This window comes from Guyparkeria hydrothermalis, assembly GCF_023555375.1.
GTDB lineage: Bacteria > Pseudomonadota > Gammaproteobacteria > Halothiobacillales > Halothiobacillaceae > Guyparkeria > Guyparkeria hydrothermalis.
This window is the reverse complement of sequence record NZ_JAJSEE010000001.1, coordinates 444,988-464,346: the sequence shown is the minus strand read 5'-3', so window position 1 is coordinate 464,346 and position 19,359 is coordinate 444,988. Positions and strand designations below refer to the sequence as shown.

Below are 19,359 nucleotides of genomic sequence, written 5' to 3'. Positions count from 1 at the left end.
TGCGAACCGTTTTGCCGAAGGGACGATCAAGGACGCTCGGAATTCCCCGACCCGCATGCCGTTAGCCGACCCATTGACCGGAGTTCCCTGATCCATGACCAATCGCGAGATACTCACCAGCGATGCCATCAAGTTCGCCCTCGACTGGCTCGAGCACAATCCGGTCGAGATCGAGCCCTTGAAGACCGCCCTGGCCGAGCGGATGGCCCACTGGGAGCACGCCCAGGGGGTGCCGAAGCTCCAGCGCGAGGCCATCATCCAGACGGCCGCCTCGCGGGCGGTGCGCCAGCACATCGAGAAGTTGAAGTCGCGCACCAGCTGGTGGCAGCGCGCCTGATCCGGCGTGCCGCGCGCCTGAATGCAGAAAGGCCCGACGTGCGTCGGGCCTTTCTCGTCTCGGGGTGAGGGTCGTGGCTCAGAAGGCCTGGTCGAGCAGTTCGGTGAACGCGGTCCAGGACTGCTGGTCGGCGCGTTCCTGGTAGGCCCCGGTGCCGAACACGGTGAAGGCATGCGGGGCGCCCGAGTAGACCTCGATGGTGTAGGTCGCCCCGACGTCCTCGAGCTCGCCGGAAAGCGTGGCCACGTCGTTCATCGAGATCATCGAGTCGGCCCCGCCATGGGCGATCAGGATCGGTGCGCCCGGATCGGACCAGCTCTGGCCTTCCGGCGTGCCGAGGCCGCCGTGGAAGGTGGCGAAACCGCGCGCCTGGTCGACCAGTCCGTTGCGTGCGGCCTCGAGGACCACCGCGCCGCCGAAGCAGTAGCCCATCACGACGGTCTCCTCGGCCACGCCCTGCTGGCGGGCGAATTCCAGCCCGGCGCGCGTGAGCGTCTGCATGCGCTCGCGATCCTGGTAGAGACGCTGGGTTTCCGCCTTCTTCGCGCCGGTCTCCTGGGGACGGTTGCCCTCGCCGTAGAGGTCGACGGCGAAGGCATCGAAGCCCATCGCCGCGATCATGTCGGCGCGCTGGCGTTCGTAGTCGTCGATGCCGTCCCAGTCGTGGATGACCAGCACCGTGCCGCGCGACTCGCCCTCGGCCGGCGAGAGGTAGCCCTCGAAGGTCTCGTTGCCGACCTCGTAGCCGATGTCCTCGCCGCTGGGTTCCCAGCTGCCACCGTGGTTGTCGGCCAGGGCAGGGCCCTGAGCAGCCAGGCCGGCGGCGAGCAGGCTGGCCGGCAACAGGGAGAGGGTCTTTCGAGTCATTTGCGTGGTTTTCATGGGGCTCCTCCAGTGGGGTCAGGGCGTCACCGCCCGGAGTATAGGCAGCCCCGTCGCGCCACGCCGGCTCAATCCTCGGTGAGCAGCTTTTGCGCCCGCGCCATGGCGTAGGCGGTCTTCGGCCCGGTCCACAGCGACGGCAGCAGGATCAGCGACACCGGGATGGCGGTGATGACGATGAACTGCTGGAGCACGCTGATCTGCCCCGAGCCCATGTAGAGGAGCATGGCGGCCATCACGGCCATCACGCCGCCCCAGAAGGCGCGGATCAGCGGGTGGGGGGCATCGTGCCCCGAACCGACCATGGCGATCGAGTAGCTCATGGAGTCGCCGGTGGTGGCGACGAAGATCAGGGTGAGCAGCAGGATCGCCGCGGCCATCCAGGTGCCGCCCGGCAGGGCCTGGGCGACGGTGAGCGTGGCCACGTCGAACTGGAAGTTGTTCAGGGGTTCGGCCAGGTCGAACACGCCGTTCAACTGGTAGTGGATGCCCGAGCCGCCCAGCAGGGTGAACCAGATGGTGGTGGCGATCGGTGCCATCACGGCGACCGCCAGGATCATCTGGCGGATGGTGCGCCCGCGCGAGATGCGCGCGACGAATACCGCCATCAGCGGCGCGTAGCCGATGAACCAGGCGAAGAAGAACACCGTCCACCACTGCATCCACCAGCCCGGCGCGGTCTCGGCGGTCATGGTGGCCATCGCGAAGAACGACGAGACGTAGGTGCCCATGCCCTGCACGTAGGCGTTGAACAGGAACAGGGTGGGGCCGAAGACGAAGATCACCGCGCCGATCGCGATCGCGAGCAGCACGTTGAAGCGGCTGAGCCACTGGATGCCGCGGTGCACGCCGGTGACCGCCGAGGTGATGTAGATCACGCCCAGGAAGGCGAGGATGCCCAGCTGGGTGGCGAAGGTCGCCGGCACACCGAACAGCTCGGACAGGCCGAAGCTCAACTGCGTGGCGAGAAAGCCGATCGGCCCGACGGTACCGGCGACCACCGCGATCACACAGAACGAGTCGACCACGCCGCCGAACCAGCCGCGCATGATGCGCTCGCCGAAGACCGGGTAGAGCAGGGTGCGCGGGCGCAGCGGCTGGCCCTTGATGTAGTGCGCGTAGGCCAGCACCACGGCCGTCAGGGAACCCAGCACCGCCCAGGCGAGAAAGCCCCAATGCATGAACGATTGCGCCAGCGCGCCGGCGACCGCCTCGGCCGTGCCCGCCTCGGTGTCGAAGGCCGGTGGGGTGACCAGGAAGTGGTAGACCGGCTCGCCCGCGGCGAAGAACACCCCGCCCCCGGCCAGCAGGGTGCACATGATGATCGAGAGCCACTTGAACGTGCTCATCTCGGGCCGTTCCAGGTCACCCACCGTTGCCCGGGCGGCCGGCGACAGCGCAACCCCGATGCCGATGAAGAAGGTCAGTAGCAGGAAGGCCTGGAAGTAGGAGCCCAGCACCCGTGCCGTCCAGGCAAAGCCGGTGCCGATGCCGTCGGCTACCCGGTCCATGTCCCAGAGGGACAGGCCGATGAAGGCGATCACGAAACCGATGGTCAGGACCAGGACCAGCGGGTCGCCGAACCGGGCCAGGCCGGTTTCGGCGGTCGTTTCGTTGCTGGGGCGGGAAGGCGAGGTCTGGCTCATGGGGAAGTCCCTCGTGGTGACGGACGTCCCACGGGGGCGGGTCGTCCGTGACCGAGTGAATGTGAATCCGCGTAAATCCCCGCGACCTTAGCATGCGTGGCCGCGAATGCGCTGCTGCCGGGCCCGAATCGGGTCAGGCGGCCTGCGTGCCGCGTTCGACTTCGTCGAGCAGGCTCACGATCCGGTCGGATAGCCGGTCGACCGCGGTCAGTTCCCGCTCGGCCTGCGCCTTGTCGCCGTTGCGGTCGAGGTCGATGATCTGCTTGACCTTCTGGTGGAGCTGCCGGTGCGGTTCCTCGATCGCGGCCATGGCGGGCAGATCGCCGTACTTGCGCTTGCCCTGGCCGAAGTACCAGCGGCCCAGCTGGCAATCGTGGTCGGAGGCGATGTTGTCGGCATCCAGGGCGTCGTGGTCACCGGCGAGATACGCGCGCAGGCGGGTCTTCCAGGCCAGGTGGGCGGCGCGGGCCGAGGCGAAGTCGAAGGTCGCGCTGGCGTCGGTATTGAACTGGGCCAGCAGTGCCTGCAGGTCGGCGGCCATGGCCGAGAGCGCCTGGCCGGCGTCGGCGACCTCGCGGCTGTTCTCGGTGGTTTCCTCGGTCTCGCCGGAGATCGAGGTGATGTTGCGGCTCATTTCCTCGGCCACCGCGCTCTGCTGTTCGGTGGCGGTGGCGATCTGCGTGCTCATCTGGCTGATCTCGTCGACCGCCTCGGTGATCGAGTCGAGCGCGCGGTCGGTGGCACCGGCCTGCTGTTCGACCTCGTCCATGCGCCCGCGTCCCTGCTCGACGCTGTCGACCGCCGACTGGATGCCCTGGCGCAACGTCTCGATCATCTCGCGGATCTCGCCCGCCGAGTCCTGTGTCTTGCTGGCCAGCGAGCGCACCTCCTCGGCGACCACGGCAAAGCCGCGACCGTGTTCGCCGGCACGGGCCGCCTCGATGGCGGCGTTGAGCGCGAGCAGGTTGGTCTGGTCGGCGATGCCGCCGATCACCTGGATGATGCTGTCGATCCGGTCACCGTGCTCGCGCAGCGACTCGATCGACTCGGCCGTGCGCTCGAACTGGCCGGAGAGTTCCTCGACGGCCGCGTGGGTGCGCCGCACCTGTTCCTTGCCGCCGTGGGCCTCGCGGTCGGCCCGCTCGACCGTCTCCGCGGTGCGCGCGGCACTGTGGGCGACTTCCTCGACCGTCTGCGCCATCTCGTTCATGGCCGTGGCGACCTGTTCGACCTCGCGGGTCTGCTGGTCCATGCGCTGCGAGGTCTGCGCGCCGGTGGCGGAGAGCTGGTCGGCCGAGGCGGTCAGCGACAGCGCCGACTCGGTGAACTGGCCGAACACGGTGCTCAGGCGCGCCTGCAACAACTTGGCCGACTGGTTGATCCGGCCGATCTCGTTCTCGCCGCTGACGTGAATGGGCTGGCGCAGCTTGCCGCCGGCGATGCGCCGCAGGATGGTGCTGGTCAGGGCCAGCGGGCGGAAGACACCACGCCAGAGCAGCAGTCCCAGCCCGACGGTGAGCAACAGCTCGATTACCGGCAGGGAGGAGGCCAAGGCGTCGTTCATCCAGTCGGGGGCCAGCAGCTCGTTGAGCTGGACCAGTCCCAACAGGCCCAACACGACCAGCGTGACGTGAAACAGGCTCAGGTCGGCCAGTCGCCGCTTTTTCGGCAGCGATTCGACCTTCTTCTCGTTCATCCAGCGGTAGCAGGCCTCGGCCTTGGCGATATCCGCCTCGCTTGGCTTGGTGCGGATCGACTGGTAGCCGACGATCTCGTCGCCCGCGTAGACCGGCGTGACGTAGGCATCCACCCAGTAGTGATCGCCGTTCTTGCAGCGATTCTTGACCAGTTGATGCCAGACGCGTCCGGCCTTGATGGTCTGCCAGAGGTCCTTGAAGGCGGCCGGGGGCATGTCCGGGTGGCGGATGAGGTTGTGCGGTCGGCCGATGAGCTCGTCCCAGGCGTAGCCGCTGACCTTGATGAAGTCCTGGTTGACGTAGGTGATCTGCCCCTTGAGGTCCGTGGTCGAGATCAGTTGCATGTCCGCGGGGTAGTCGACGTTGTGCTGGGTGACCGGGAGATTGACCTTCATGGTGTTGCGTTCCCTCCGTGGCGACTGGTTTCACGAAATGAGTCGGCGGGGTAAAACGGCGCGAGCCCGCGGCTGGCTTCCTCGGCGCCGATCGATGCCCGACCAAATCCCTTGGTTTTGTGTGGTTTTTATCGACGCGAGCGACCGTAGGTCAGCTTGTTCGTATATGCCAATAAACAGATTTTGTGCAGCCTGCGGTGCGCTGATGGTTCGATCGGCTCGGAGGGGGCGGTCACCCTCGGACGGGGCGGCTTTTCGGGCCGTTCGGGCGGCCACGCGGATTGACAGGATGGGCGCCGCTCCTTACTGTTTGTACCCTTTGCCCGAGCTCGGCCCATCAGCAGGCCGGGCCGCGTTTCGTCCACCCTTCCAAGACGCATCAGAATCCAAGTGAACGAACATTTCGCCCGCATCAAGCGACTGCCGCCCTACGTCTTCAATATCATTGGTGAGCTCAAGGCGAAGGCGCGTGCCGCCGGCGAGGACATCGTCGATTTCGGCATGGGCAATCCCGACCAGCCGACACCGCCGCATATCGTCGAAAAGATGGTCGAGGCCACCCGGCGCGGTGACACGCATCGCTACTCGCAGTCCAAGGGGATCCCGCGCCTGCGCCGGGCGATCGCCAACTGGTACAAGACCCGTTACGAGGTGGAGATCGACCCCGAGTCCGAGGCCATCGTCACCATCGGCTCGAAGGAGGGCCTCGGCCACCTCGCCATGGCGACCATGTCGGCCGGGGATACCGTGCTGGTGCCCAACCCGGCCTACCCGATCCATCCCTACGGGTCGGTGATCGCGGATGCCGATATCCGCCACGTGCGCCTGACCCCGGACGTCGACTTCTTCGAGGAGCTCACCCGGGCGATCAAGGAGACCTGGCCCAAGCCGAAGATGCTGATCCTCAACTTCCCGGCGAACCCCACCACGCAGTGCGTGGACCTGGAGTTCTTCGAGAAGGTGGTCGAGATCTGCCGCGAGGCGGGCATCTGGGTGGTGCACGATCTGGCCTATGCCGACATCGTCTTCGACGGGTACAAGGCGCCGTCGATCATGCAGGTGCCGGGCGCCAAGGACGTGGCGGTCGAGTTCTTCACCCTGTCGAAGAGCTACAACATGCCTGGCTGGCGCGTGGGCTTCATGGTGGGCAACCCGACGCTGGTCAACGCGCTGGCTCGGATCAAGTCGTACTTCGATTACGGCACCTTCACGCCGATCCAGGTGGCGTCGATCCTCGCGCTCGAGGGCGACCAGACCTGCGTCGACGAGATCTGCGACATGTACCGCCGACGCCGCGACGTGCTCTGCGAGGGCCTGAACGCGGCCGGCTGGCCGGTCGAGCCGCCCAAGGCGACCATGTTCGTCTGGGCCAAGATCCCCGAGGCCTTCGCCCACATGGGGTCGCTGGAATTCACCAAGCTCCTGCTGGCCGAGGCCAAGGTGGCCGTCTCGCCGGGCATCGGCTTCGGCGATTACGGCGATGATCACGTGCGTTTCTCCCTGATCGAGAACGAACACCGCACCCGGCAGGCGATCCGTGGCATCAAGGCGATGTTCCGTGCCCACGGAGTGCCCGTGCCGTCGGAGGGAGGACAATGAGCGACATGCAGACGAATCAGTACGAGGAATTGCCGCCGGTGCGCATCGGCCTGTTGGGCCTGGGCACCGTCGGCGGCGGCGTGGTCAATGTGCTGACCCGCAACGCCGAGGAGATCGCCCGCCGCGCCGGCCGTCGCATCGAGGTGGTGCACGCCTCGGCGCGCAATCTCGACGCCCCGCGCATTTGCCCGCTTGAGGGCATCCTGCTGACGACCGACCCGATGGAAGTGGTCGAGAACCCGGAAGTGGACGTGGTGGTCGAGCTGATCGGCGGCATGAAGCCCGCCGGCGACCTGATGCGCCGCGCGCTCGAGCTGGGCAAGCCGGTGGTCACCGCCAACAAGGCACTGATCGCCCACGAGGGCATGGAGCTGTTCGAGCTGGCGCAGCGCCACCACACCATGGTCGCCTTCGAGGCGGCCGTCGCCGGTGGCATCCCGATCATCAAGGCGATCCGCGAGGGCCTGGCGGGCAACCGCATCGAGTGGCTGGCCGGCATCATCAACGGCACCGGCAACTACATCCTCACCGCCATGCGCGACGAGGGGCGGGCGTTCGCCGAGGTGCTCGCCGAGGCCCAGTACCTGGGCTACGCCGAAGCCGACCCCACCTTCGACGTCGAGGGGATCGATGCGGCCCACAAGCTGACCATCCTCGCCGCGATCGCCTTCGGCATGCCGCTCAAGTTCGACGAGGTCTACACCGAGGGCATCTCGGGCATCGAGACCGACGACGTGCGCTACGCCGGCGAGTTCGGCTACCAGGTCAAGCACTTGGGGATAGCGCGCCAGCGCGACGACGGCGTCGAGCTGCGCGTCCACCCCACGCTGATCCCCGAGCGTCGCCTGCTGGCGAACGTCGACGGCGTGCAGAACGCCGTGCTGGTCTGGGGCGACTCGGTCGGTCCGACCATGTACTACGGCGCCGGGGCCGGGGCCGAGCCGACCGCCTCGGCGGTGGTCGCCGATCTGGTCGACGTGGTGCGCACGCTTACCGCCGATCCGACCCACCGCGTGCCGCACTTGGCCGTCGTGCCGGACCAGATCAGCGACATGACGGTCGTGCCGATGGACTCGATCGCCACGGCCTACTACCTGCGCTTTGCCGTCGAGGACAAGCGCGGCGTGCTCGCCAAGATCGCCCAGATCCTGGCCGACCACGAGGTCTCCATCGAGGCGATGATGCAGAAGGAGATGACCGAGGACGAGCGCACGCTGCCGATCGTCATGCTCACCCACCAGGTGCGCGAGAAGGACATGGACGATGCGCTCGCCGAGATCGAGGCGCTGGATACCGTCCGTGCCCCGGTCGTGCGCATGCGCGTGGAGACCCTCGACGGTTGACGCGTTGACCGAGCTGCTGCAACCCGGCACGTGCATCGAGGCGCTGGCATCCCTGCCCGCGCCTTTTGACCGTCTGGCCTTCGTCGACATCGAGACCACCGGCACGCGGCCGACACGGGACCGGATCACCGAGGTCGCGATCATTCCGGTCGACCACGGCGTGGTCGGCGAGCCCTTCCAGAGCCTGGTCGATCCGGGTGTGGCGATCCTGCCGACCATCACCCGCCTGACCGGCATCAGCGACGACATGGTGGCGGGCGCCCCGGTGTTCGCCCGCCTGATCGACGAGCTGCGCGAGCTGCTCGACGGCCGCTGGCTGGTCGCCCACAACGCCCGCTTCGACGCCGGCTTCCTGCGCAATGCCTTTCGTGCCGCCGGCCAGGTGGTCCCGCTGCGCGAGCTGTGCACGGTCAAGCTCTCGCGTCGCCTCGACCGGGGCGAGCGCCGTCACAACCTCGATGCCCTGATCACCCGTCATGCCTTGCCCGTGGGCGACCGTCACCGGGCCATGGGCGACTGCCTGGCCCTGCCGGCCCTGCTGGCCCGCTTTGTCGAGCGCGACGGCGTGGAGGCGGTACTCGAGGCGCTCGGCCGGCAGCACAAGCGCGCCAGCACGCCGCCCAACCTCGACCCCGCCCGCTTGGACGCGGTGCCTGCCGTGCCGGGGGTCTATCGATTCTTCGGCGAGGAGGGGGCGCTCCTTTACGTGGGCAAGAGCGTCAACTTGCGTTCACGGGTGCGCTCGCATTTTGCTGACGACCACCGCAGCGACCGCGAGATGCGCATCGCGCAGCAGACCCATCACATCGACTGGATCGAGACCGCCGGGGAGATCGGGGCATTGCTCACCGAGGCGTGGCTGGTCAAGCGCGAGCAGCCGATCTTCAACCGCCGCCTGCGCGCGCGTCGTGGCCTGTTGGCCTGGTACTGGGACGACGAGTCCGGCGAGCCGCCGCGCCTGGTGCAGGTCGACGAGGTCGACCCCGCGGACCTGGGGCGGGTGCATGGCGTGTTCCGCTCGCGGATGAAGGCGCGCGAACGTCTGGGCGAGCTGGCCAAGGAATACCGGCTCTGTCCGCAGTTTCTCGAGCTGGAGAACGGGGCGGGGCGCGCCTGCTTTGCCCACCAGATCGGGCAGTGTGGCGGCCTGTGCGCCGGGCGCGAGCCCGAGCTCGCGCACCGGCTGCGTCTGAAGCAGGCCCTGGGCCCGCTTGCCTTCGAGGCCTGGCCCTATCCCGGGGCGATGGCGATCCGCGAGACGCGCGAGGAGAGGGAGGAGCGCCACCTGTTCCGCCACTGGCGCTATCTCGGCACGGCCCGCACGGACGCCGACGTGGCCGAGTTGCTGGCCGCCGGCGACGATCACCCGCTGGACATCGACATGTACCGCCTGGCGGTGGATGCCATCCGCGGTGGGGCGAAGGTCGAGCCGGTGGAGTGAGTCGGGCGAGCCAATCGGTTCGGTCGATGGGAAGACCGACGCGATTCGCGGCTAAAGCCGCTCCCACGGTTTCCCGTCACTGGTGTAGGAGCGGCTTTAGCCGCGAAATCTCCAACGGCACCCCGATGTCACCTCATCTCAACGGCGTAGGGGCCAGACGCCGATCAGCCCATCACCCCAACCGCTCGGCGATCTGCGGCCCGAACGGCGCATCGCATTTGAGGCGTACGCAGTGGCGCGCCTCGTCGGGGCCGAGTGACTCGAGCTTCTGCAGCTGATGCTGCAGTACCTGCTCGTCGGCCTCCGAGATGTCGCCGCCGTGTGCCTGGCGCTCGCGCAGGTACTCGAGCAATTGCTCGTTGTCGCACTCGATGAACAGGATGGTGTAGGGCACGCCGAGCTCGTCGGCCAATGACTCGAACTGCGCGCGCCGGGCGCGTTCCAGGAAGGTCGCGTCGATGGCCATCGGCCAGCCGCTCGATGCGCCCAACCGGGCGATCTCCGCCAGCCGATGGTAGGTGCTGTCGCTCGCCATCTGGGTGTAGCGCTCGGCCGGATCGGTGAACATCCGCTGGCGCTCGGCATCCGAGCGTACCCGGATCGCGCCGCGGGCGAGCACCAGTTCGCGGCTGGCCAGCGATTTGCCGCTGCCGCTCACGCCCATGGTGATGAACAGCTCGCCTTGGGCCGGGGTGAAGAAGGCGTTGGCGAGATCGGCGTAGTCGCGAAAGTCCTGCCAGGCCGCCTCGCGTTCCTCGTCGGGCATGCCGTCGCGCAGGCCGAGCAGGGCGATCTTGGCGCGCACCGCGGCGCGGTAGCCCTGGTAGAAGCGCAGGGTCGGCAGCGCCTCGTAGTCCCCACTGAGTTCCAGGTAGCGGTTGAGCAGCTGGCGGGCGGGGCCGATCAGCTTGCGCTTGTGCAGGTCCATCAGCGCAAAGGCGAGATCGTTGGCCGTGTCGGTCCAGCGGAAATCGTCATTGAACTCGATGCCGTCGAAGATGGTCACAACCCCGTCCTGCAGGGCCATGTTGGCCAGGTGCATGTCGCCGTGGCACTCGCGGATGTGCCCCTGGCGCTTGCGTTGCTCGAGGGTGGGGCGGATGGCCTCGAAGGCCGCGCGCGACAGGCGCTCCATCTCGGCCAGTCGCTCGCGATCGGCATCGGTCTCCAACAGGGGGGCGGTCTGCTCGAGGTTCTGCTGCATGGGCGCCCAGACGGTGTCCGGCTCGCCGAAGTGCGTTTCGGCGGCGGCCACCTCGGCCTTGGCGTGGAAGGCGGCGATCTGGCTGGCGATCTGCTCGACCAGCGCCTCGTCCAACCCGATGCGCCGGGCGACGTGGTCGAGCCGGTCGGCCTGGTCGAAACGCCGCATGCGGATGACGAATTCCTCGGCACCGTCGTCGGCCTCGATCAGCTTGCCGTCGGCGTCCAGACCCAGCACCTTGTCGTAGAGCTCCGGGGCCAGACGGGCGTTGAGGCGCAGCTCCTCCTCGCAGAAGTGGCGACGGCGGTCGAGGCTGGAGAAATCCAGAAAACCGAAGTTCATCGGCTTCTTGACCTTGTAGGCCCAGGGGCCGGTCAGGAACACGTGCGAGATATGGGTCTGCAGGTGCTCGAGGGAGGAATCGCTCTCGGCGAGGTTCTCCTTGAACCGTTCGATCAGTCGCTCTTGCGGGTGCTCGGCCATGGGCGCTCCTGGTTGGGTCGAATCGGGAAAGCAGGCGGGGCGACCGGCGAGCGGCAAACCGCCGGGGCGGCGGTCACTCGCCCGTCGTCCGGGCTGATAGACTGGCGTTTCGGGAACCGCTACACGAATGCCATGCCACTCTGGCCTGTAGAGCCGTTCGTGACAAGGCGACGCAACGCCGATCACGGGCGGCTCGACAGGCCCCGCCGGGCGCGCCTTGAGTCGGGCATCTGCTGCGTTGCCGTCCTTGGAAAGGGAGCGACCCTTCCGCGGCGGAAGAACGCTTTGCATCTGCCCGGCTCAAGACGCGCTTCAGCGGCATGGCATTCGTGCAGAGGTTCCCTCGACCGCGCCACATCGCGGTCGGACTCATTTTCAAAAGTGTAACAGCGTGGGTTGAACGTGGCATCCAGAAAGGGCAGTGGCAGCACCAAGGCGAATAGCACCGCAAAGGGGGGCGCCCGGGGCAGCAAGGCGCGCGGTAGCCGGTCGCGCCGGACGACGGCGGGCAAGACCACGAACCGGCGTCAGGCGGCCCGGGGCACGCGCCAGGGGCGCCCGAATCGGGGCTGGCGTGCGCGCCTGTTCGGTTGGGCGCTGCGTGGCGTGCTACTGGCGGCGGCCATCGGTCTGCCGCTGCTGGCCGCCTGGGGTTGGTACCTCAACGAGCGGGTCACCGAGCGGTTCGAGGGTGCGCTGTTCACCATGCCCGCGACCGTCTACGCCGCCCCCGACGAGATCTACGTCGGTCAGTCGATCGACCTCGACAGCCTGACCGCCGCGCTCGAGCGGCTCAACTACGTCGCCGCCGACTCGCTCGAGGAGACCGGCACCTTCCGCCGCCGCGGCAACCAGGTCTCGTTCCACCGGCGGTCGTTCGCCTTCCCGGACGGCGAGCAACCCTCGCGCCGGGTGGACGTGCGAATCGTCGGCGGACAGGTGACCGAACTCGACGGCCCGGACGGCGAGTCGCTCGGCATCGTCCGACTCGAGCCGCGCTCCATCGGGACACTCTATCCGAACCGGGCCGAGGACCGGGTGCTGCTCGCGATCGAGGAGGTCAAGGAGGAGGCGCCCCTGCTGCTCGACACGCTGCTGGCCGTCGAGGACCGCGCCTTCCACGACCACCACGGTGTCGTGCCCACCGCCATCCTGCGCGCCTTCCTGACCAACCTGGTCTCCGGCGAGCGGGTGCAGGGCGGCAGCACGATCACCCAGCAGCTCGCCAAGAACCTCTTCCTCACCCACGAGCGCACCTACCGGCGCAAGTTCGCCGAGATGATCATGGCGCTGGAGATGGAGTGGCACTACCCCAAGGACAAGATCCTCGAGGCCTACCTCAACGAGGTCTACCTCGGCCAGGACGGCGGGCGAGCCATCCACGGCTTCGGTCTGGCGGCGAGCTTTTACTTCGGCCGGCCCATCAACGAACTCAAGCCCGAGCAGGTCGCCCTGCTGGTGGGCATGGTCAAGGGCGCCAACTACTACAACCCGCGCCGCAATCCCGAGCGGGCGCTGGCCCGGCGCAACGTCGTCATCGACGTGATGATCGAGCTGGGCCTGGTCGACCAGACCACCGGTGCCGAATGGCAGGGGCGGCCGCTGGGCGTGCTGGAGGGGGCCGGGTCGCGGGCGCGGCACCCGGCCTTCGTCGACCTGGTGCGGCGCCAGCTCGTCGAGCAGTACGACGCCGAGGACCTGCAGACGCGCGGGCTGAACATCTTCACCACCCTGCGTCCAAGGGTGCAGGAGGCGCTCGAGCAGAGCACGGCCCGGCTCGACGAGGTCGAGGCCAGCCGCGGGCTCGAGGCCGGCACCCTGGAGACCGCCGGGGTGATCGCCTCGGTGAGCACCGGCGAGATCGAGGCGATGATCGGCGGGCGTGACGTGCATTACGAGGGCTACGACCGCGCGCTGGATGCCCGCCGGCAGATCGGCTCGCTGATCAAGCCGGCGATCTACCTGACCGCGCTCTCGCGACCGGCCGAGTACAACCTGATCACCGAGATCGTCGACGAGCCGATTACCATCGAGCAGCGTGGCTCGGACGACTGGGAGCCGCAGAATTACGGCCGCGAATTCCATGGCCCGACCCCGCTGATCGAGGCGCTGGCACACTCGCGCAACGTGCCCAGCGTGCGGCTGGGGATGGACGTCGGGCTCGAGTCGGTCGCCGAGACCATCGAACGACTCGGCGGGCCGCGACCGTCGCCGTTCTACCCCTCGATGCTGCTCGGTTCGATGGGCATGACGCCCTTCGAGGTCGCCCAGATGTACCAGACGCTCTCGGCCGACGGCTTCATGACGCCCCTGCGCGCGATCCGCAGCGTGGTCGATCGCGACGGCAAGCCGCTGTCGCGCTACTCGCTCGACGTGCGTCGCGCCGCCGACCGCGAGCCGCTCTACCTCCTGCAGTACGGCCTGCAGACGGTGGTGGCCGAGGGGACGTCCACCCGACTCAACCAGATGATCCCGCCCTCGGTGGGCGTGGCGGGCAAGACCGGCACCACCAACGACGGGCGTGATGCCTGGTTCGCCGGGTTCACCGGCAACCGGGTCGGCGTGATCTGGGTCGGTCGGGACGACGACCGACCGGCCAACCTGACCGGGTCGACCGCGGCCCTGCCGCTGTGGGGCGCAACCTTCGCGACGCTCGACAACCAGCCCCGCGACATGACCCCGCCGCGCGGCATACGTTTTGCCCGGGTGGACCCGGAGCGCGAATTCGTGGTGCCCGATCGTTGTCCCGGCGAGGCCCTGCCGTTCATTGCCTCGCACCTGCCCGACGCGGCGACCGATTGCGATGGCGGGCGGGGCGGCCGCGACGAGGATGCCGGCACGATCTGGGACTGGTTTCGGTGAATGGCCGCCCCGGGATGCCTGGCCGGTTCGTGTGAGGGCGGCTCCCCGCGCCCGGGCTTGCCGGGTTACGATGACCCCTTTGAAGACTGACCAGGTATCGACTCATGCAAAGCCTCCCCGTGACGAAACCACCTCGTCTGTCGGCCCTTTCCGCTGCCCGCGCCCTGGTGGCGGGCTGCGCCGGCCTGTTGCTGGCCGCCTGCGCGCCGATGACCCCGCCGCCGGGGTCCTCGGAGCCGCGCAGCGAACCGGCACCCCCGCCGCAGCCGGAGGTGCGCTCGACCCCCTTGTCGACCCCGGAGATCCAGGAGGAGGCCCTGCCGACGGATCGCCAGGCCCCGTCGAGCGAGCCGGCGACCTCGCCGGCGGTGCTCGCCCTGGTGCAGCAGGCCGATCAGCGGCGCCAGTCGGGCGATCTGGCCGGTGCGCAGTCGACCCTGGAGCGTGCCGTGCAGATCGAGCCCGGCAACGCGCGCCTGTGGCTCGATCTGGCCCAGCTGCGCCTGGCGCAGAATCAGCCCGAGCAGGCCGAGCAACTGGCCCTGCGCGCCGTCGAGCACGCCCGGGATAACCGCACCCTGTCGGCCGCCTGGCAACTGGTGGCCAAGGCCCGGCGGGCCCAGGGCGACGAGGCCGGGGCGCGCGAGGCCGAGGAACGCGCCGGTAGCGAAGCCGCTCGCCGCGATGGGGCACGCCTGGCGGCATGACCGCAACGAATCGCCGGAGTTCGCTGGGGCTCGAGGACGTCTTCGGCCAGGAGGGGCGCCTGGCCGGTGCCTTCGAGGGCTACCAGCCGCGCGCGGGGCAACGGCGCATGGCCGAGCTGATCCGCGACGCGATCAACGACCAGCACACCCTGGTGCTCGAGGCGGGCACCGGCGTGGGCAAGACCTTCGGCTACCTCGCGCCGGTACTGCTCTCGGGCAAGCGTGCCCTGATTTCCACCGGCACCAAGCACCTGCAGGACCAGCTGTTCGACCGTGACCTGCCGCGCCTGCGCGAGTTGCTGGGCGTCGAGGCCAAGGTGGCCCTGTTGAAGGGGCGGGCGAACTACCTCTGCAAGTATCGCCTCGAACTGGCCGGCGAGCAGGCGCGCCTGCCGCGCCGCGATGACGCGCGGGCCCTGGACCGCATTCGTGACTGGGCGGCCCGGACGATCGACGGCGACCGGGCCGACTGCCCCGGCGTCGGCGACGACCACGAGATCTGGCCGCTGGTCACCTCGACCAACGACAACTGCCTGGGTCGCGAGTGCCCGCTCTATGACGAGTGCTTCGTGGTCAAGGCGCGCGAGAAGGCGCATAAGGCCGACATCGTGGTGATCAACCACCACCTGTTCTGCGCCGACCTGGCCCTGCGCCAGACCGGCTTTGCCGAACTGCTGCCCGAGACCGACGTGGTGGTGCTCGACGAGGCCCACCAGGTGCCGGAAATCGCCTCGATGTTCTTCGGCGAGGCAATCGGTTCGCGCCAGCTGCGCGATCTCGCCGCGGATACCCGCGCCGAGCAGAAGCACGAGGCGCGCGACCAGCCGGGCCTTGCCGAGGCCGCCGATACGCTCAAGGCGTCGACCGACCCGGTGCTCGAGGCCCTGGCGCGCATCGACAACGAGCGTCTGCCGTGGGCGGAGCTGGCCGACCAGGCCAGCGTCACCGAGGCGCTAGATCGCCTGGGCCAGGCCCTCGACGGTCTGGTGCGGGAACTGGAGATCGCTGCCCCCCGGGGCAAGGGTCTGCAGGCGTTGCTGGGCCGGGCGCAGGGACTGCGCGACGAGCTCGCCGCCTTCCGCGAGGGCAAGGCCGAAACCCAGGGCCACGCGGTGCGCTGGGTGGAGCGCCGCACCCGCTCGTTCACCCTGCACACCACGCCGGTCAACGCCGCGGGGCAGCTCAAATCGCACGTCGAATCGGCGCCGCGCGCCTGGATCATGACCTCGGCGACGCTCGCGGCCGGCAAGGACTTCAGTCATTTCACGCGGCGCATGAACCTCGACGATGCCCGCTGCGAGCAGGTCGAGTCACCATTCGACTTCCCCGAGCAGGCCGTGCTCTACCTGCCGCCCAACCTGCCCGAACCCATCGGCCCGGGCGGGGCGCGCGAACACACGCTCGCGTCATTGCGCGCCGTCTACCCGCTGTTGAAGGCCAGCGGCGGGCGGGCGTTCCTGCTGTTCACTTCCCACCGGGCGTTGAAGCTGGCCGCCGAGACACTCGGCGAGCACCTGACCGAATTGCCGCTGTTCGTGCAGGGCACGCAGGCCAAGTCGGCACTGCTCGAGGCGTTTCGCGAGGCGGGCAACGGCGTGCTGCTCGGCACGCAGAGCTTCTGGGAAGGGGTGGACGTGCGCGGCGAGGCGCTGTCGCTGGTGATGATCGACCGCATTCCCTTCGCCGCGCCCGGCGACCCCGTGCGCGCGGCCCGCGAGCAACGCCTGAAGGACAAGGGGCTGGTGCCGTTCGTGCACATGGCGCTGCCCGAGGCGATCATCACCCTCAAGCAGGGCGTCGGTCGGCTGATTCGCGACACGGCCGATACCGGGGTGATGGTGCTCTGCGATCCGCGCCTGCAGTCCAAGGGCTATGGCCGGACCATCCTCGATGCCCTGCCGCCGATGCATCGTACTGGCGACGGCCGGGTGGCGCGTGACATGCTCACCCGCCCGATCGAATCCCACGAAAAGAGCGCCGAAAACGCGATTTGATGCCGTGTCGCGTCGGTATGCCGGTGCAAGGGGTATATCAGTATTCCATTAACTGAGTGTGACGCTGCGTTGAGTGCATCGGTCTGGCTACATACCATCCGTTGATTCGTCCGAGCCAGGGAGGCGCAGCGGATTGGTTCACGGTTATCGCGAAATAACTCGCATGCGCACCATCAAGTCGTTCATCCTCGCGATGTCCCTGCTCGTCTCGCTGTTGTTCTTCGGCGGGGCCTACCTGATCGTCTCCGGCATCTTCAACCAGTCCGTGCAGCAGAGCGCGCTCAAGGACTCGGATCTGCTCGCCCGCTCGACCTTCGCCTCCATGTACCAGCTGATGAGTACCGGCTGGACCCGCGAACAGCTCGAGGACTTCGTCGAGGCCAATCGCCAGGCGCTGGCCGGCAGCGGCTACGATCTGGAGATCTACCGCGGTCCGGTGGTCGCCGCACAGTACGGCCAGATCGACCAGGCCCCGATCGACGACTCGGTGGCGGCGGTCTTCGAATCCGGGCGCACCCTCGAGCACGTCGAGGAGCACGCGGTCCGCTACACCTTCCCGCTGCGCGCCGAGGCCAAGTGCCTTTCCTGCCACGCCACGGCCGAGGAGGGCGACGTGCTGGGCGTGATCGACGTCGAACAGGACTTCTCCGCGGCGATCGCCGAGGCACGCGAAAACTTCTTCTTCTGGCTGATCCTGCTCGCCCCGCTGCCGATCATTGGCGCCGGGCTGATCACGGTATTCGTCAACCGGCGCATCACCCGCTCGGTCGAGTTGCTCGAGGAGAACGCCGCCAAGGTCAACCGCGTCGCCGACCTGCGCAATCTCTCGCTGGGCGACACCGATCTGGGTTTCGACGAGCTCAACCGCGTGTTCCGCAGCTTCGAGGAGCTGGTGGGCAAGTTCCGCAGCGTGGCGGTCGATCGTGACCTGCTCGAATTCGAGATCAAGCTGCTGGAGAAGTTCATCATCACCTCGGAGGTGGTACGCGACTGGCACGACTACATCTGCCGGTTGATGACCGACATCAACGAGGTGATCGAGACCTACACCCTGTTCTCGATCTTCAAGGTCGACGACGAACTGTTCGACCTGGACGTCTTCTGGCGCTCGCCGCCATCGGAGGACAGCCGCAAGCTGCTCGAGCGGGCGGTGCGCGAGCACATGGCCGATCATCCCAACCTGAGCGACGCGACGCTGGTGCATATCAACCACCACGTCGCCGACCATGACGGCGCGCTGATCGAACTCGACGAGTCCGACGTGCGGGTGCAGGTGAAGTCCTTGCTGGTGGACTCGCCCAAGATCGGCGGCATCGTCGGCATCGGCGTGCAGGCCGAGACGGTCAACGACGAGACGCGCCTGCTGGTGATCGAGAGCGTGCTCTCGACGCTCCTGAACGTGGTCGGCTCGGTCAAGGCGATCTTCAAGTACACCCGCGATCTCGAGTACTACGCGACCCGCGACCCGCTCACCAACCTCTACAACCAGCGTGTGTTCTGGGAGCTGATCGGCTACGAGATCGACCGGGCCCAGCGCCACGACCAGCGTTTCGCGTTGCTGCTGATCGACCTGGACAACTTCAAGCTCGTCAATGACAGCTACGGCCACGCCTTTGGCGACTCCTTCCTCAAGGCCTTCGCCGATGCCATCGGCAAGGGTCTCAAGCGCGGCGACATCTTCGCCCGCTACGGTGGCGACGAGTTCGTGGTGGTGCTGCCGGAGACCGATCTGGAGAAGGCCTGCGTGACGGCCAACGCGGTGCTCGCCGAGACCGACGGCATCGTGCTGACCGCGCCGGACGGCGACCCGGTCTCCGCCTCGGTGTCGATCGGCATCGCGGTCTATCCAGACCATGCCCAAGAGCCCAAGGACCTGTTCCTGTTCGCCGACAACATGATGTACAAGGCCAAGGCCGAGGGTAAGGCGCGCGTGGCGGTGCCGAGCGAGGAGGACGTCATGGACGTGTTCCGCTCGATCAGTGAGAAGGGCCTGACCATCCTCCGGGCCGTCGAGGAAAAGCGGATCGTGCCGTACTTCCAGCCGATACTCGCCACCGGGCCCGACCGCATCGAGGCCGTCGAGGTGCTCTCGCGCATCGACCTGGGCGAGACGATCATGGGCGCTTCCGAGTTCATCGAGATCGCCGAGAAGATGGGCGTGATCGACCGGATCGACTACATCATGATCGAGAAGGCCCTCGCGGAGGTGGCCGCCACCGGTTTTGCCGGGCTGGTGTTCATCAATCTCTCGCCGCGGGCGCTGGTGCTCTCCGAGTTCATCCCCACGGTGCGCCGGATCGTGGAAATGGCCGGCGTGGAAAAATCGCGCATCGTCTTCGAGCTGACCGAGCGCGACACGGTCAAGAACATCCAGGTGCTGGAGAAGTTCGTCCAGGAGCTGCGCCTGGAGGGTTTCAAGTTCGCGATCGACGACTTCGGCTCGGGCTTCTCCTCGTTCCACTACCTCAAGCACTTCCCGATCGACTACCTCAAGATCGAGGGCGACTTCATCCTCAATCTGCTCGAGGATTCGCGCGACCGCGCCTTCGTGCGCCTGATCGCCGAGCTATCCCGCGAGCTCGAGATCCACACGGTCGCCGAGTTCGTCGAGAGTGAGGAGGTGCTCGAGCAGGTGCGCGCACTCGGCATCGATTACGCTCAGGGTTTCCTGATCGGCCGGCCGGCGCCATCGCCGATGCGCTACCTGCCCGCCGCGACCGACTGACCGGTCGCGCACCGCGCCGGGCGGCGTTGAGTCGGCCCAACGCG

The 19,359-nt window shown here is 67.8% G+C and carries 12 protein-coding genes; 8 read left to right on the top strand and 4 right to left on the bottom strand.

Annotated features, from left to right (window positions below; translation table 11 throughout):
* Positions 1 to 94: 94 nt before the first annotated feature.
* Positions 95 to 337 (top strand): hypothetical protein, encoded by a 243-nt coding sequence (locus LV475_RS02035; RefSeq protein ID WP_136866281.1) that lies wholly within the window; start codon positions 95 to 97, stop codon positions 335 to 337.
* Between the two features lie 78 nt (positions 338 to 415).
* Here LV475_RS02035 and LV475_RS02030 read toward each other — a convergent pair whose 3' ends face one another.
* From LV475_RS02030 to LV475_RS02020, 3 genes are all read right to left on the bottom strand, one after another.
* Positions 416 to 1,219 carry a dienelactone hydrolase family protein gene (locus LV475_RS02030; protein WP_197039105.1) on the bottom strand — a complete coding sequence of 268 codons (804 nt, stop codon included), beginning with the start codon at positions 1,217 to 1,219 and terminating at the stop codon, positions 416 to 418.
* A gap of 68 nt (positions 1,220 to 1,287) precedes the next feature.
* Positions 1,288 to 2,865, bottom strand: coding sequence for a BCCT family transporter (locus LV475_RS02025; protein ID WP_250105670.1), 1,578 nt, complete (start codon positions 2,863 to 2,865; stop codon positions 1,288 to 1,290).
* A gap of 133 nt (positions 2,866 to 2,998) precedes the next feature.
* The gene (locus LV475_RS02020) at positions 2,999 to 4,957 is read right to left on the bottom strand and encodes a methyl-accepting chemotaxis protein (protein ID WP_250105669.1); all 1,959 of its coding nucleotides are present in this window, start codon (positions 4,955 to 4,957) and stop codon (positions 2,999 to 3,001) included.
* 390 nt (positions 4,958 to 5,347) lie between these two features.
* On the opposite strand from LV475_RS02020, the gene alaC reads away from it, so the two are divergent.
* Genes alaC through LV475_RS02005 form a run of 3 tightly spaced genes read left to right on the top strand, consistent with a single transcriptional unit; the run spans position 5,348 to position 9,340 of the window.
* Positions 5,348 to 6,556 (top strand): alanine transaminase, encoded by a 1,209-nt coding sequence (gene alaC, locus LV475_RS02015; RefSeq protein WP_136866284.1) that lies wholly within the window; start codon positions 5,348 to 5,350, stop codon positions 6,554 to 6,556.
* Between the two features lie 29 nt (positions 6,557 to 6,585).
* Positions 6,586 to 7,899, top strand: a complete 1,314-nt coding sequence (locus tag LV475_RS02010; protein WP_136866349.1) for a homoserine dehydrogenase — start codon at positions 6,586 to 6,588, stop codon at positions 7,897 to 7,899.
* 4 nt (positions 7,900 to 7,903) lie between these two features.
* On the top strand, positions 7,904 to 9,340 hold the full coding sequence (locus tag LV475_RS02005; protein ID WP_250105668.1) for an exonuclease domain-containing protein: 1,437 nt from the start codon (positions 7,904 to 7,906) through the stop codon (positions 9,338 to 9,340).
* A 172-nt stretch (positions 9,341 to 9,512) separates the two neighbouring features.
* Here the strand turns inward: LV475_RS02005 and LV475_RS02000 are convergent, their stop codons facing one another.
* Positions 9,513 to 11,027 (bottom strand): bifunctional aminoglycoside phosphotransferase/ATP-binding protein, encoded by a 1,515-nt coding sequence (locus LV475_RS02000; protein ID WP_169303531.1) that lies wholly within the window; start codon positions 11,025 to 11,027, stop codon positions 9,513 to 9,515.
* 402 nt (positions 11,028 to 11,429) lie between these two features.
* Here LV475_RS02000 and mrcB point away from each other — a divergent pair, with 402 nt between their 5' ends.
* The 4 genes from mrcB to LV475_RS01980 all read left to right on the top strand — a co-directional run bounded on the left by mrcB (position 11,430) and on the right by LV475_RS01980 (position 19,315).
* Positions 11,430 to 13,889, top strand: a complete 2,460-nt coding sequence (gene mrcB / locus LV475_RS01995) for a penicillin-binding protein 1B (RefSeq protein ID WP_250105667.1) — start codon at positions 11,430 to 11,432, stop codon at positions 13,887 to 13,889.
* Positions 13,890 to 14,008: 119 nt separating this feature from the next.
* The gene (locus LV475_RS01990) at positions 14,009 to 14,596 is read left to right on the top strand and encodes a tetratricopeptide repeat protein (protein ID WP_250105666.1); all 588 of its coding nucleotides are present in this window, start codon (positions 14,009 to 14,011) and stop codon (positions 14,594 to 14,596) included.
* On the top strand, positions 14,593 to 16,590 hold the full coding sequence (gene yoaA, locus LV475_RS01985; protein ID WP_250105665.1) for a DNA repair helicase YoaA: 1,998 nt from the start codon (positions 14,593 to 14,595) through the stop codon (positions 16,588 to 16,590). Before LV475_RS01990 ends, yoaA begins: the two co-directional genes overlap by 4 nt.
* A 163-nt stretch (positions 16,591 to 16,753) precedes the next feature.
* A complete protein-coding gene (locus tag LV475_RS01980; RefSeq protein ID WP_250105664.1) occupies positions 16,754 to 19,315 on the top strand; it encodes a putative bifunctional diguanylate cyclase/phosphodiesterase in 2,562 nt (853 codons plus the stop codon).
* Positions 19,316 to 19,359: the final 44 nt, after the last annotated feature.